14 protein-coding genes are annotated in these 13,823 nt (G+C 65.6%); 9 read left to right on the plus strand and 5 right to left on the minus strand.

Features of this window, described 5'->3' with window-relative positions; translation table 11 throughout:
- Positions 1-7: 7 nt before the first annotated feature.
- Positions 8-706 (minus strand): hypothetical protein, encoded by a 699-nt coding sequence (locus ACQPZ2_RS34370; RefSeq protein WP_063046785.1) that lies wholly within the window; start codon positions 704-706, stop codon positions 8-10.
- Positions 707-801: 95 nt separating this feature from the next.
- A complete protein-coding gene (locus ACQPZ2_RS34375; protein ID WP_433522223.1) occupies positions 802-1,728 on the minus strand; it encodes a PDR/VanB family oxidoreductase in 927 nt (308 codons plus the stop codon).
- Between the two features lie 144 nt (positions 1,729-1,872).
- Between ACQPZ2_RS34375 and ACQPZ2_RS34380 the strand changes: the two genes are divergently transcribed.
- The 8 genes from ACQPZ2_RS34380 to ACQPZ2_RS34415 are packed head-to-tail and all read left to right on the plus strand — an operon-like array spanning position 1,873 to position 9,596.
- Positions 1,873-3,030, plus strand: a complete 1,158-nt coding sequence (locus ACQPZ2_RS34380; protein ID WP_063046787.1) for an acyl-CoA dehydrogenase family protein — start codon at positions 1,873-1,875, stop codon at positions 3,028-3,030.
- A gap of 11 nt (positions 3,031-3,041) precedes the next feature.
- Positions 3,042-3,566 (plus strand): YiiD C-terminal domain-containing protein, encoded by a 525-nt coding sequence (locus tag ACQPZ2_RS34385; RefSeq protein WP_433522224.1) that lies wholly within the window; start codon positions 3,042-3,044, stop codon positions 3,564-3,566.
- Positions 3,563-4,456: an alpha/beta hydrolase family protein gene (locus ACQPZ2_RS34390; RefSeq protein ID WP_433522225.1), complete on the plus strand. Its 894-nt coding sequence runs from the start codon at positions 3,563-3,565 to the stop codon at positions 4,454-4,456. The genes ACQPZ2_RS34385 and ACQPZ2_RS34390 overlap by 4 nt, the downstream gene beginning before the upstream one ends.
- Positions 4,457-4,464: 8 nt before the next feature.
- A complete protein-coding gene (locus ACQPZ2_RS34395) occupies positions 4,465-5,592 on the plus strand; it encodes an ABC transporter ATP-binding protein (protein ID WP_433522226.1) in 1,128 nt (375 codons plus the stop codon).
- A gap of 38 nt (positions 5,593-5,630) precedes the next feature.
- Positions 5,631-7,004: an ABC transporter substrate-binding protein gene (locus tag ACQPZ2_RS34400; RefSeq protein ID WP_433522227.1), complete on the plus strand. Its 1,374-nt coding sequence runs from the start codon at positions 5,631-5,633 to the stop codon at positions 7,002-7,004.
- Positions 7,001-7,852 carry a metallophosphoesterase gene (locus tag ACQPZ2_RS34405; protein WP_433522228.1) on the plus strand — a complete coding sequence of 284 codons (852 nt, stop codon included), beginning with the start codon at positions 7,001-7,003 and terminating at the stop codon, positions 7,850-7,852. Before ACQPZ2_RS34400 ends, ACQPZ2_RS34405 begins: the two co-directional genes overlap by 4 nt.
- Positions 7,853-8,794 (plus strand): carbohydrate ABC transporter permease, encoded by a 942-nt coding sequence (locus tag ACQPZ2_RS34410; RefSeq protein ID WP_433522229.1) that lies wholly within the window; start codon positions 7,853-7,855, stop codon positions 8,792-8,794. It begins immediately after the preceding gene.
- Positions 8,784-9,596 (plus strand): carbohydrate ABC transporter permease, encoded by an 813-nt coding sequence (locus ACQPZ2_RS34415; protein ID WP_063041114.1) that lies wholly within the window; start codon positions 8,784-8,786, stop codon positions 9,594-9,596. The genes ACQPZ2_RS34410 and ACQPZ2_RS34415 overlap by 11 nt, the downstream gene beginning before the upstream one ends.
- Positions 9,597-9,642: 46 nt before the next feature.
- Here the strand turns inward: ACQPZ2_RS34415 and ACQPZ2_RS34420 are convergent, their stop codons facing one another.
- The 3 genes from ACQPZ2_RS34420 to ACQPZ2_RS34430 are packed head-to-tail and all read right to left on the minus strand — an operon-like array spanning position 9,643 to position 11,783.
- Entirely contained in the window at positions 9,643-11,115 is a 1,473-nt protein-coding gene (locus tag ACQPZ2_RS34420; RefSeq protein ID WP_433527603.1) for an MFS transporter, read from the minus strand.
- Positions 11,087-11,506 (minus strand): GDSL-type esterase/lipase family protein, encoded by a 420-nt coding sequence (locus tag ACQPZ2_RS34425; protein WP_433522230.1) that lies wholly within the window; start codon positions 11,504-11,506, stop codon positions 11,087-11,089. Before ACQPZ2_RS34425 ends, ACQPZ2_RS34420 begins: the two co-directional genes overlap by 29 nt.
- Entirely contained in the window at positions 11,427-11,783 is a 357-nt protein-coding gene (locus ACQPZ2_RS34430) for a hypothetical protein (RefSeq protein WP_433527724.1), read from the minus strand. The genes ACQPZ2_RS34425 and ACQPZ2_RS34430 overlap by 80 nt, the downstream gene beginning before the upstream one ends.
- 261 nt (positions 11,784-12,044) lie before the next feature.
- On the opposite strand from ACQPZ2_RS34430, the gene ACQPZ2_RS34435 reads away from it, so the two are divergent.
- On the plus strand, positions 12,045-13,643 hold the full coding sequence (locus tag ACQPZ2_RS34435) for an alpha/beta hydrolase (protein WP_433522231.1): 1,599 nt from the start codon (positions 12,045-12,047) through the stop codon (positions 13,641-13,643).
- Positions 13,644-13,823 lie beyond the last annotated feature (180 nt).

Here is a 13,823-nt window from a genome sequence, read left to right on the forward strand (position 1 = left end):
TCGCTATCTACTTCGCCGGCGGGAACGGCGGCTGGTTGATAGTGGAGAAGTACTGGATGGCAGCGCCGATGGCCACCGGGGCGGTGATCAGGATCTGGCCCGCGAGGGTGCCGAGGGCACCGACCGCGACGATGCCGCCGAGGCAGCCGATGGCCGCGGCCGGAATGAAGGCGCCGAAGAGGCCGACGATGGCGGCGGAGGCGACGGTCGCACCGGCGATGCCGCCCAGGACGCAACCGACAGCGCCGCCGCTGAGGCCGCCGATCAGGGTGCCGAGGGTGGCGCCCATGGTGATGGTGCTGGTCATGCGGGACCAGGCGGCCTGCTCACGGTCGTATTCGTTCTTCCACGGCGCCTTGTCCTCGAACGGCAGCGCGACCGGCTTGTAGGCCGCGTGCGCGATGTCGAACTGCGGGGTGAGGGTGGCGGAGTGGTCGGCGATATCGGCCACGATCGGGAATTCGAAGTCGTCGACGCGGAACTTCAGCGGCATGCCGGTGAGCACGGTGCCGTTGCTCGCCTTGATCTTGAAGACGTTGTCCTCGATGACCATGGAGCCGCCATCGGTCTTGACAATGGACTGGGTGTCGGTGGCGTAGGCCGTGAATCCGACCGCTTCGTCACCGTCGGTCTGGGCGCCGGCGGTACCGGCGGCGATGCCGACTGCGGCGACCAATCCGGCGGCCACCGCAACGATTTTCCTCATCCTTACTTCTTTCCTCTCGATTTTTCGGGGAGGTCGGGCGCGCGAGCGCGCCGCATGCCGGTCGCCGATCGCGCCGACAGCTCAGGGTTCGCCGGTCACAGGTCGAGGACGAGCACGTCCGATCTGGCCCGCGAAACGCACAGCATCATGGTGTTGCCGCGGGCCTGCTCTTCGGCGGTGAGCACCGAATCGCGGTGGTCGATAACGCCTGCGAGCACGGCGGTTTCGCAACTGCCGCAGGTGCCTTCGCGGCAGGAGGTGATGATGCCGATACCGGCGGCGTCGAGCACATCGGCAATGGACTCGTCCACGCCGATGCGGAAAGTTGTTCCGCTGCTTGCCAATTGGACCTCGAATGAGCCGCGCGGCGTGTCCACCGATCGCGGCACGAAGCGTTCTGCGAAGACAGCCGAATCACGCCGTGCTCCTTCGGTTTCCACGGCTGCGAGCAGTGGTTCCGGTCCGCAGCAGTAGATCGCGGAATCACGGTGTTCGGCGACGATGTCGGCGATCGGCAGCAGTCCGTGCTCGTCCTGTGGCAGCAGTCGGGCGTGCGGGTGGCGAACGATCTCCTCGGCGAAGGCCATATGCGCCAGGGTCCGTCCGCCGTAGTACAGCTCCCATTCGGCACCGGCGGCCTGCGCGGCGGCCACCATCGGCAGGATCGGCGTGATTCCGATACCACCCGCGACGAACACGTAACTCGCTCGCTCGACGAGCTCGAAATTATTGCGGGGAGCCGAAATACGCAGCTCCGAGTCCACCAGCGCCGTCCGGTACAGATATTCGGACCCGCCGCGCCCGTCGGGCTCGCGCAATATCGCGATCCGCCAGTGCAGCCGATCCGCCGGATCACCGCAAAGCGAGTACTGCCGCACCCCGGCGGCGCCGACCGCCACGTCGATGTGGGCGCCCGGCTCCCACGACGGCAGCTGACCGCCCGCAACCGGGGTCAGCTCGAGCGAGAACACACCCTCGGCCTCGTCACGGCGGGCCGACACCCGTACCGGAATGTCCGTCATCTGGTCCCCTCGGCTATCTCGTCTTCGCGACTACCGTCGCCGAGAGACCGCCGATCCGCACCGGACGAATGCGCAGTCGATTCGCACAATCGACGTTGACTATCGACCCGACTCAGACGCCGCCCGCCCACCGAAACTGACGCCATGACCACTGTGGCGCATTTGGTGGACAAGACCACCCAGTTCATACGTGACCAGGTAATTCCGGTGGAACGCGAGGTCGTTGTCGACGGGCGCGTAATGGACGACGCGCTGCGGCTCGAATTACAGAAGAAAGCGAAAGAGGCGGGCGTATTCGGCCCCCTGTCCGCCCCGGAGTACGGCGGACTCGGCCTGGACACCAGGGCCCAGGCGCGTGTGCTGGAAGCGGCCGGAGCCAGTCTGCTCGGCCCGATCGCGGTGAACGCCTGGGCGCCCGACGACGGAAACATCCACCTGCTCGCCCACGTGGCCGATGCCGAGCAGCAGCAGCGCTATCTCGCGCCGCTGGCCGCCGGTGAGGTGCGTTCGGCCATCGCGATGACCGAACCGGCACCGGGCGCGGGATCCGATCCGGGCATGCTGCAGACCGTCGCCGAGGAGACCGACGACGGCTGGATCATCAACGGCGCCAAACATTTCACCACCGGTGCGCAGGGCGCCGCGTTCACCATCTGTGTCGCACAGACCAGTGACGGACCCACCATGTTCCTGGTGGACCAGGACAATCCAGGTCTGAAGGTCGGTCGCCGGATGCCGACGCTCGACCATTCCAGCGCACCCGGCGGACACTGCGAGATCGCCTTCGTCGACTGCGCGGTACCGGATTCCGCCGTACTGGGCGCGGTCGGTCAGGGACTGGTGCTGGCCCAGGTCCGGCTCGCGCCCTCACGCCTGGTGTTCTGCATGAACTGGCTCGGGCTGGCTGTGCGCGCACACCACCTCGCCATCGAACACATCAGCACCCGAAAGGCTTTCGGTGTGCCGATCGCCGATCACGGTCTGGCACAGGGGCTCGTCGCAGACAGCGAGATCGATATCGCCGCGGCCCGTGGCGTGATCCGCACGGCGGCCGAGACCATCGACGAGCAGGGGCCGACCTCCTCGCAGGCGCGCCACGATGCGTCGATCGCGAAAACCTTTGTCTCCGAAGCCGTCTGGCGAGTTCTCGACCGGGCGGTGCAGCTGCACGGCGGACTCGGTGTCTGCGAGGACTATCTGGTCGCCCGGTTCCTGGTGGAGGCCAGGGCCTTCCGCATCTACGAGGGGCCATCCGAGGTGCTGCGCTGGTCCATTGCCCGTCGCGCACTGCGCAATCGCTGAAGGAGACAACAATGACAACGCGTGAAATCGTCGGATTCGCCGCCGCGTATCCCGAACTCGATTGCGATGCGGTCGATTACGAATATCTGCGGGCGGTATCGCAGGATATGGTGCCGTTCGGACGGCACGTCGGCACCCTGATCACCGAGATCTCGCCGGAGCGCGCGGTCGTGGAGATTCCCGCCGTCGACACCGTGCGCAACCACATGGGCACCGTGCACGCCGGTGCGCTGTTCACCGCCGCCGATATCGGCGGCGCGGCGGCCTTCGTCGGCGCGGCCGCGACTCGCCTGGACACCGTCGAGCGACTGGTGCTGCGCGCGGGCACGGCGTCCTATCGCAAACCGGCGGTCGGGCGGATTCGCGCCATCGCCACCGTCGACCAGCGTGAACTCGCCGAGGTGCTGACCGCCGCCGCCTCGAACCGGTTCGAATTGTCCGGCAAGGCGGTGCTGCTCGACGACGCCGATATTGTCGTCGCGAAATTCACCTTCGACTATGTCTGCGATATCGCGATCACGGAGGCCGACCAGTGACCAGTACGGCACCCCAGAAAAGTTCGGAATTCCAGGCCTTGGAGTCGACCACGGTATCGACCGCCGATGGCGTCGAATTCACCGTCCGCTTCCTGCCCGCCAAGAAGGCCGATGCGCCGGTGGTGCTGATCCTGCCCGCCATGGCGATGAAGGCGAAGAACTACCTGGCCCTCGCCAAAGAGCTGAACGCCCAAGGGCTTTCGGTCGCAACCTGCGACCTGCGCGCGCACGGTGAGGCGAAGCCGGAATTCGGGCTGCACAGCGATTTCGGCTATCGCGAGATGTTGGAAATCGATCTGCCCGCGATAGTTTCCGCGGTGCGCACACGCTTTCCGGAAGCCCCGGTCCACCTGTTCGGACACAGCCTCGGCGGCCAGCTCGCGCTGCTTTTCGCCGCCGCCGAACCCGATCAGGTCGCCGGAGTGACCGTCATCGGGACCGGCACCGTGTTCTGGTGGGCGTTCGGACCGCGCCGCTGGTTCGAGGCACTGAGCCAGATCCAGTGGATCGGCTTGGTATCGCGCTGGAAGGGGCACTGGCCCGGCGGCGTGCTGATCCCCGCACCGATGCCCGGCCGCGTGATGCGCGACTGGTCGATGCACTCGCTGACCAGCTACTACCGCCCGAAAGGCACAGCGCGGCAGTACAATACGCTGCTGCGCGGGATGACACTGCCGGTGCTGGTCATCTCGCTGTCCGAGGATGTGCTCGGCCCGAAGTCCAATGTCGACTTCCTGGTCTCCCGGATGCCGAACGCCCGGGTCACCCAGTGGCATATCGACGAGAATGCGCCGGTCGACCACCGTGACCACTTCCAGTGGGTCAAGGATGCACCGGCGATCGCGGCCCGGGTGGCGACCTGGGTCGTCGCGGGCGAGCTGCCGGTCTAGGAGATCTGGTGGCACGACTGCGCATCGAGCAGGTATCCAAGCACTTCGGCACCACCTATGCGGTGCGGGAGGTGAGCCTGGATATCGCCGACGGTGAGTTCATGGTTTTGCTCGGACCGAGCGGCTGCGGCAAATCCACCCTGCTGCGGATGATCGCGGGTCTGGAGGATCCGACCGGCGGCCGAATCCTGTTGGACGACACCGATATCACCCATCGGGCGCCGCAGCAGCGGGACCTGGCCATGGTGTTCCAGAGTTACGCGCTGTATCCGCATCTGACGGTGGCGAAGAACATCGGCTTTCCATTGCGGGCGCGGCGCACACCGCGCGCGAAAATCGCGGCCCGGGTCGCGGAGGTGGCGGCAGCGCTCGGGTTGGACGAGTTGTTGCGCCGCAAGCCCGCCGCTTTGTCCGGCGGGCAGCGACAGCGAGTTGCCTTGGCCCGCGCCATGGTTCGCGATCCCGGTGCGTTCTTGATGGATGAGCCACTGTCCAATCTGGATGCGAAATTGCGCAGCGCCACCCGGGCCGAACTGATTTCACTGCATCGCGGGTTGGGAGCGACGTTCCTCTACGTCACACACGACCAGGTCGAGGCAATGACCATGGCGGACCGGATCGCACTGCTCAATGACGGTCAGGTGGAGCAGGTCGGCACGCCGACCGAACTTTACGATCGGCCCCGCTCGACCTTCGTCGCCGGATTCCTCGGCGCCCCGCCGATGAATCTGTTCCCCGCGGCCGTGACCCAGCGCGACGGCAGCCTGTTCCTGGTGGCCGATGGCATCGACACCGAATTAGCCATAACCGCAGCGGATTTCGATGCCGACATCGAGGTCGTCGCCGGAATCCGCCCCGAACAACTGCGCATCGACTCGGCTGACCCAGCCATCCGCGGGCACGTGAGGATGGTCGAGAACCTGGGCAGTGAAGAACTGATCCACTTCAGCATCGGCGAGCAGACACTGTGCGCCCGCGCACCGCGCCCGGCGGGCGTGCGCGCCGACGAACCGATCGGACTGCGCGTCGATCCCGCACACCTGCACCTGTTCCACCCCGAATCCGGACTGCGCCTGACTTGGCAAGAGCCGCATCAGGATTCGGTTACCGACAGCGCCGTAGTCGCCGTCGCCTGATTCGTAGCAACCACCCTTCATCGATGAGGAGAACCACCGTGAAACGCACCTTGCCCGTACTGGGCCTGGTGTTCGCAACCACCGTCGCGCTCAGCGCCTGCGGCGGCCTCGGGAGCACCACCACCGACTCGAATGCCGACACCGCCCAGATCCCGGAACTGAAACCGGATCAGCAGGTGTCCATCGTGTTCGAGTCCTACAACTACGGACTCGCCGGCGCGTGGACCGACACCTTCAACGCGCTGATCGCCGATTTCGGCAAGAAGTACCCGAATATCAAGGTGACCGCGCAGAAGCCGCAGGGCAACAGCCCGAACCCGGCCACCGACACCATCTCCAGCATTCAGAACCAGATGGTCGCGGGCACCCCGCCGGATGTCGCGCAGCTCGGCTTCAGCGATCTGGACTACACCATCCACCAGCTCGGCGCCAAGCCGCTGGACACGCTGGTTTCCAAGCAGGAAGTGCAGCACAACTTCGACGGCGCCAAGTACCCGTACGCCCCGAAGGCACGCACGCTCGCGGATTGGGACGGCCACACCTACGGTGTTCCGTTCGTATTCTCCACGCCCGTCCTGTATTTCAACGCCTCGCTGTTCAACGAGGCCGGACTCGATCCGGCCAAGCCGCCGGCCACCTGGCAGCAGGTCTCCGATGCGGCCGCCGCGATCACCGGCAAGACCGGTAAGGGCGGTGTGTACATCGACTGCCTGACCAAGACCGCCAAGGACTGGTGCTTCCAGTCGATGGTGCGCTCCAACGGCGGCCGGGTCATCTCCGAGGATCGCAAGACGCTGTCGTTCGCGGACACGCCCGCGGTCGAGGTCACCCAGATGAGCAAGGCGCTGGTCGATTCGGGAAGTATGCCGAAGTTCAACCAGAAGCAGGGTTATGAGGCGTTCGCCCGCGGTGAGATCGGCATGATCCTGGAGACCAGCGCGATCCAGGGCACCTTCGTCACCGGCGCCAAGGACAAGTGGGATCTGCGCGCGGCACCCATGCCGAGCTTCGGCAGCAAGCCGACCGTGCCGACGAATTCCGGTGCGTCGCTGCACATTCTGTCCAACGACCCGGCCAAGCAGCGGGCGTCGTGGGAGCTCATCAAATTCCTCACCAGTGAGGAGGCGTACACGAAGATCTCGCAGGGCATCGGGTATCTGCCGCTGCGTACCGGTTTGATGGACGATCCGAACGGGCTGAAGACCTGGTCGGAGCAGAATCCCCTGCTGAAGCCGAATGTCGCGCAGCTGGCGAATATGGAGCCGTGGATCTCCATGCCGGGAACCAACTATCTGCAGATCCGGGACGGCATGATGGACGCGGTCGAGTCGATCGTGTTCCAGGGCAAGGATCCCCAGCCCACGTTGACCACCGCCCGGGAACAGGGCGCCAAACTCCTGCCCGCGTCATGAGCACGGTGACCGTCGTTCAGCTGACCGATACCCACATCCGGGCCACCGGGGAGCGGGTACACGGCATGATCGACACCTACGCCAACCTCACCCACGCGCTGCAGCAGCTGCGGGCCTCGCAGCAGCGCATCGACGCGCTGGTGTTATCGGGGGACCTCACCGATAACGGGTCGCCGGAGGCATATCGGCGGCTGCGCGATGCGGTGGAACCGGTAGCCGCCGAACTCGGCGCGCAGACGGTGTACACGATGGGCAATCACGACGAGCGCACGGCGTTCGGCATCGAGTTGCTCGGTCTGGATTCGGTCGACCCGGACGTCACCCATGACCAGGTGTTCGACATCGCCGGACTCCGGATCATCGCGCTGGACAGCAGCACACCGCGCAGGCACGACGGGCGGCTCGAGCCCGAACAGCTGGATTGGCTGACCGATCAGCTGCGCGAACCCGCACCGCACGGCACGCTGCTGGTGCTGCACCATCCGCCGATTCCGTCGCCGGTCGCGGCGACCGAATATCTGCGGCTCGAGCAGCCGGAGTTGCTCGAGGAAGTGCTTGCGGGATCGGATGTGCGACTGATCATCTGCGGGCACAACCACCTGACGGGCGCGGCCGCGCTCGGCGGCATTCCGGTGTGGATCGGGCCCGCGCTGGCATACCGAATCGATACGATCGCCCCGATCGGACGGCACCGCGGCCTGACCGGATTCGGTTACAGCCGAATCGATCTGCTCGGTACGACATTGGTGGCCACCGCGATCGAGGCGACACCCGCCGAAACCGTCTACGACCGGGCCGAATCGGATGTGCTCGAGCAGTTGGCCGCACTGGCCGCCGAGGCCAGGTAGATGTTCGTAGTCGAAATACCCACTGCGGCAACGGATATCGTGCCGGTGCCGCAGACCCGCCGCCTCGCCCGGTTCCGCCGGGCGGGGCGGTTCGTGGTGCCCTACCTTTATCTCGCGCCTGCGCTGTTCCTGTTGGTGGTGTGGATCTACCGGCCACTGGTGCAGGCGTTCGAATTGTCGACGTACTCGTGGAATCTCCTGCCGACCTCGCCGATGAAGCCGGTCGGCACCGGCAATTACGAACGGCTGGTGGAACTTCCGGCGTTCTGGGATTCGGTCGGGCGGACGGGGGTGCTGATTCTGGGCATGCTTCCGTTCACCGTGGTGCTGCCGGTGTTGATTGCGTTGGCCAGTAGGCGGGTGCAGGGCCGGACCATCTATCACGCCTTCATATTCGTGCCGTTCCTGGTGGCGCCCGTTGCGGCTGCGGCGGTGTGGCGGTGGCTGCTGCATCCCGGCAGCGGCTTCGTCGACCAGGTGCTCGGCTCGGATCGCAACTGGGTGTACGACGCGGGTACCGCGCACGCCGTCATCATCGGGATCACCGGCTGGCAGCTGCTCGGTTTCGCGGTGCTGGTGGTGTGGGCCGGATTGGCCGGTATCAGCGGCGACTACGACGAGGCCGCACAGGTGGACGGCGCGAGTTCGGGACAGATCCGGCGCTGGATCACCCTGCCGCTGCTCTCCCCCACGCTGCTGTTCCTGGTGCTGACCACCGTGCTGCTCAGTCCCACATTGACCTTCCCGCTCATCGACTCGATGACACAGGGCGGCCCCGCACAGGCCACCACCAATATCTATTACCTGCTGTGGGACTACGCCTTCCACAGCTTCGATGCCGGACTCAGCGCGGCGGCCGGTGTGCTGCTGTTCGCCGGATTCGGTGTGATAGCCGGGATTCTGGTGTGGATCTCGGAAAGGGTTGCCTTCCATGATGATTGATCGTCTGCGGACCGCGAGCAGCCATCTGCTGCTCGCGGTCACCGCCGTGGTGTGCATATTCCCGATCTATTGGCTGTTCGCCACCTCGCTGCGGCGGCCCGAGGATGTCACCTCACTCTCGCCCTTCCCCTGGCCGATCTCCTTCGCCAACTACACCGATGCCGCCGAAAAGGTCGACGTAGTCGGCTTGATCGGCAACACCTTCTTCGTGGCGGCACTGTCCGCGGCCGGACAGCTGCTGGTGGCGCTGCTCGCCTCCTACGCGTTCGCGATGTACACATTCCCGTTCCAGCGGATCCTGTACCTCGCGTTCGTCGGCACCTGGCTGGTTCCGTTCCAGGTGACGATGCTGCCGAACTACGTGCTGCTCACCCGGCTCGGACTGGTCAACTCGCTGATCGGCGTGGTCCTGCCGACCCTGTGCTCGGCACTCGCGGTATTGCTACTGCGTCAGCACATGGCCAGCTTCCCCAAGGAACTCGTCGCCGCCGCCAAAATCGACGGCCGCTCCTCCTGGTCCATCCTCTGGACCGTCGTCGTCCCCAACCTCCGCCCCGCCCTCGCCGCCCTGGCCATCCTGCTGTTCATCAACGCCTGGAACGAATACTTCTGGCCCGCAGTCGTTCTCCGCCAATCCAACAGCGTGCTTCAGCTGGGTTTGCGCAGCTTCATGGGCACCGAAGGTGATCAGTGGGGGCCGATGATGGCCCTGGCCAGTCTGGCCTGCCTGCCGGTTCTGTTGATGTATCTGCTGTTGCAACGGCACATCGTGAATGCGTTCGTGCGGTCGGGGTTGAAGTAGCGAAGAACTTTCCGGCAGCCCCGGTCATTACTGGTGACCCTCGCACTCAGGCCTGGGCCGCCGGCCGCTTCGGTAGCAGGAACACGACAATGCCTGCTATCACGGCGATTACGAACGTCCCGAAGGACGCGGTGGCAAAGGCGTGGCCGGCGGCGGCGGCCCTGCCGACTTCCGCGGGATGGAACGAGCCGAAGTAGATCGCTCCGATAATGGCAACGCCTAGCGCTCCGCCACATTGCTGGGCGGTGGAGAGCGCCCCTGACGCGACGCCGACCGACTCCGGCTCGACGCGGCTCAGCACCGTGTTGAGCGCCGGGGTGATAACCAGTCCGCCACCGACGCTTTGCAGAATGAGGGTGGGGATCACGAGCAGCGGAGTGATTCGCGGGCCGGACACCAGCAAGAGGCCGGTCGCCAGGTAACCGCTCGCCAGGATGATCGCCCCGACCTCGAGGACACGTCGTCCATATTTCGGGATGATCCGGCTCGCTACCATGCTGAACACGAAGAATGCGGTGGCCGCGGGGGTGTAGACCAGACCCGCGCCGAGCGCCGACATATCGAGGCCTTGCTGCAGCGTTACCGACAAGGCCAGGTAGTACGAGTAGATCAGCGCGTACAGGGCGAGGACGAGAATGATCCCGAGCGAGAACGAGCGCTGTCCGAACAGCGTCAGCGGTACCAGCGGATCCTCGCCCCGCCGTTCCAAGCCCCGTTCGATCGCGACGAACAAACCGAACGCGACCGCGCTGCCTGCGAAGCAAGCCCAGACCCACCATGGCCAGCCTGCCTGCTGCCCCTGGATCAGCGGGAGCACCAAGAGGAAGAGTGCCGCGCTGAGCGCCAGAACGCCAGGCATGTCCAGCTTGCGGGTGGCGGCTGAGGTTGTCTGCGGCACGTATCGCACGGCGAGCAGGAACATGACGATTCCGATCGGCACGTTCACCCAGAACACCAGGCGCCAGCCGGAGTCGAACAGATCGGCGCCGATCAGCAGTCCGCCGATGACCTGGCCGCCGATGGTGGCCATACCCATGACGATGCCGACTACGCCGTATACGCTGTGCCGCTTCGCCTCCGGCACCAGCACCGTGACGTACGCGAACACCTGCGGAACCATCAGGGCGGCTCCCAGGCCCTGGATGACACGCGCGGCGATAAGGCTGCCCGCGTTCGGTGACAGCGCGCAAGCGACTGATGACAGCGTGAACAGGGCCACCCCGAGAAGGAAAATCCGCTTGCGGCCGTACATGTCGGCAAGGCGAGTAGCGGTAATGATGAAGACCGCGTAGCTGAGCTGGTAACCCGCCAGAACCCACTGGACATCGCCAGCGGAGGCATGCAGGTCCGCCACGATCGAGGGGTCGGCGACCACGACGATGAACGAGTCGAGGACCGCCATGAACATGGCGGACAAGACAATCGACATCGTCATCCATGGAATGCCGTCGGCCTTCGCGGCCACTACCGGCTGGCTAACTGCTTGCTGACTACTTGCCACGGTAAGAAACCTCTTCATTCGTGCGTCCCAGGGAATTGGCCAGCTTCTTGACCACCTCGGCCGCCATGACAGCCTGACCCGAGGTCGAGAAGTGGATACGATCCGCACTGAGCAGGTTGTCGCGGTCGTTGACCGGGTGGTCCCACATGTCCACGACGATGGCGTCGTATTCGGAAGCCAGCCCGCGCACGATCTCGTTGATCGCGGCAATCCGCTGCGGCCAGTCGGGGAAGGCCGGGACCACATACGCCCTGCCGAGCGTGAAAGTGGTCAGCAGGGCGCCGGTCCCCTTCGCCAGGTCGTACATCTGCCGAAGAGTTCGCTCGATCTCACCGAAGTCCGGCTTCCGCCGCACGATGTCGTTTGCCCCGCATGGCATGTGGAGCAGGTCCGGGGAGAACTCGAGCATCCGGGCCGCCTGGCTCTCCAGCGTCTGGGCGGTTGTCGCCCCGATCTCGGGAGACGTTGAGGTAGTCCAACTCCGGCCGGGCCGACCGCAAGACACCAGCAACCCGGTCTGACCAGCCTTGATTCTTGTAGCCCGGGGTGGGATCGCCGGTTCCCGCCGAAAGGCTGTCTCCGACAACGGCATACCTGCCCCACGGGGCCTCGGTCAGTAACGCCACGGCATCCGCCTGGTCCAGGCAGAACGGGTCGGTCGCCTCGGTGAAGGTCTGTTGCTCCATGCAGCAGAGCATACGGTCGATCGTATGTTTTTCTCAAGCGCCTCGACTGGCCGGGTCCCAATGTGGCGATCGGCGCTCCATCGGTCGCGTCACGAAGCGGGTGCACCGCGTGTCGAGGAACACCACGCCGATGGGTCTGCGTAACCATCATTTGCTGGACGGTCGACTACGGTGGGCGAAGTTTCCTTGCAATACAGCCACGCTCTTTCCCCGTGCCGATAGCGAGGATCCGTGTCGAACCGCCGACTTTTCCCCCGACGTGTGCTGACATCCATATTCGCGGTCGCGGTCGTGGCCTGCGGCGCCGCGCCCGCCGCGGCCCAGCCGCCGGACCCGACACCCGCGGTACCGCCCGCTCCAGTCTGGACCCCGTGCCCCGACGCCCCCGATTTCGAATGCGCCACCGTGCCCGCACCATTGGACTATCAGCATCCGGAAGTGCGCACGATCGAGCTGGCGGTCATCCGGCACCTGGCAACCGACCCGGCGAATCGGATCGGCAGCATGCTGTTCAACCCCGGCGGGCCTGCACCGGCTATCGACCTGTTCATCGGGGAGTATCCGTCCTTTCCCCAAGAGATACGAGAACGGTTCGACATCGTCAGCTGGGATCCGCGCGGGTTCGGTCGCTCGACCGCCGTCCAATGTTTCGCCACTGCCGCGGAGTACGCGGCCTGGTCCGCACAGTTGCCCGCAGGGTTCCCCGTCGGCCATGAGGAAGAGCGGCGGTGGATCGAACTCAACGCCGAACTGGGTCGGGGTTGCGAACAGCGTGACCCGGTCTTGCTGCGGTTCGTCTCGACCACAGACTCGGCACACGACTTGGATCTGCTGCGGGCGGTCGTGGGCGACGAGCGCTTGACCTATTACGGGGCCTCCTACGGGACGCTGCTCGGCGCGACTTACGCCAACCTCTTCCCCGACCGAGTGCGGGCGATGGTGCTCGACGGCAATGTTGATCCCACCGCCTGGTACGACCACATCTCGCCGCTGCCGACCTTCCTGCGCGAACGCTCCGACCTGGGGACGGCCGAGACGCTGAAGCAGTTCCTCGATCTGTGCAGCCGAGCCGGCCGCAGCGCGTGCCCCTTCGCGGTCGACAATCCCTGGGCGACCCGAGTCAAGTACGAGCTATTGCTGCACCGCCTGCTCGCCCATCCGCAGGGCATGTTCACCTACGCCTTCACCGCCTCCCTCGTTCGCGCAGCCCTGCAACTGGTTCATCCCGTGGACTCGGCCCCGAACTGGTCGTCGCTGGCCGATCTGCTGCAGAACCTCTGGCTGGGCCAGACACCGCAGAGCACCGCTTCGATGACCTCGGTCACGAGCGAGGTCCTGCAATCCGCCGCAGGCGACTCGTCGGCGGCGGCGCCCGCCCAGCAGCAGAGCTACTCGGGCGTCGAGCAGGTCTATGCGCTGGTGTGCAGCGAGAGCCCCAACCCACCCGATCCACACTTGTACGGCCCCCTGGCCAAATTCGCTACTCTGCGAGCCGGGACGGTCGGGCCCTTCTGGTCGTGGATAACCGAGGCGTGTTCCACCTGGCCAGGAAAGGCTGCCCACCGGTACACCGGCCCATGGAACCGGTCCAAGACACCGATCCTCACGGTCAACACCGTTTTCGACCCCGCCACCCCGTATCGAGCCGCCCAGGCCACGACCGCCGAACTCGGCAACGCTCGACTGCTCACCGTCGCCGGATACGGGCACACCACCCTGAACAACCTGAGCAGTTGCGCGAACGCCCACGAAAGCAACTACGTCGTCCGAGGCGTACTCCCCCCACCCCACACAGTCTGTCAGCAAGACACCCCACCGTTCACCCAGCCCGTTTCCGACCAATCCGCCCCGCCGAGCTGAAAACCGGACCGGGGCAGACCATTCGGCCCCTGGGTGGCCGGGCGACACCTGCGCGAGGCCGCACGCCGCTTGGCTGCGGGCGGACCTACGGACCTCCTCCCCCTGGGTCGCACCGCATCTGCATCCGACTCGAAATGCAACGCGACCGTGGTGATTCCGAATCCGACGCAGGATCGCGCA

This window comes from Nocardia pseudovaccinii (assembly GCF_050942345.1).
Classification (GTDB): domain Bacteria; phylum Actinomycetota; class Actinomycetes; order Mycobacteriales; family Mycobacteriaceae; genus Nocardia; species Nocardia pseudovaccinii.

Excerpts from the sequence above, each read along its gene's own strand:
- ACQPZ2_RS34370 (WP_063046785.1), bottom strand. The coding sequence starts at position 706 with ATGAGGAAAATCGTTGCGGTGGCCGCCGGATTGGTCGCCGCAGTCGGC.
- ACQPZ2_RS34375 (WP_433522223.1), bottom strand. The coding sequence starts at position 1,728 with ATGACGGACATTCCGGTACGGGTGTCGGCCCGCCGTGACGAGGCCGAG.
- ACQPZ2_RS34380 (WP_063046787.1), top strand. The coding sequence starts at position 1,873 with ATGACCACTGTGGCGCATTTGGTGGACAAGACCACCCAGTTCATACGT.
- ACQPZ2_RS34385 (WP_433522224.1), top strand. The coding sequence starts at position 3,042 with ATGACAACGCGTGAAATCGTCGGATTCGCCGCCGCGTATCCCGAACTC.
- ACQPZ2_RS34405 (WP_433522228.1), top strand. The coding sequence starts at position 7,001 with ATGAGCACGGTGACCGTCGTTCAGCTGACCGATACCCACATCCGGGCC.
- ACQPZ2_RS34410 (WP_433522229.1), top strand. The coding sequence starts at position 7,853 with ATGTTCGTAGTCGAAATACCCACTGCGGCAACGGATATCGTGCCGGTG.
- ACQPZ2_RS34415 (WP_063041114.1), top strand. The coding sequence starts at position 8,784 with ATGATGATTGATCGTCTGCGGACCGCGAGCAGCCATCTGCTGCTCGCG.
- ACQPZ2_RS34420 (WP_433527603.1), bottom strand. The coding sequence starts at position 11,115 with ATGAAGAGGTTTCTTACCGTGGCAAGTAGTCAGCAAGCAGTTAGCCAG.
- ACQPZ2_RS34425 (WP_433522230.1), bottom strand. The coding sequence starts at position 11,506 with ATGCTCGAGTTCTCCCCGGACCTGCTCCACATGCCATGCGGGGCAAAC.
- ACQPZ2_RS34430 (WP_433527724.1), bottom strand. The coding sequence starts at position 11,783 with ATGGAGCAACAGACCTTCACCGAGGCGACCGACCCGTTCTGCCTGGAC.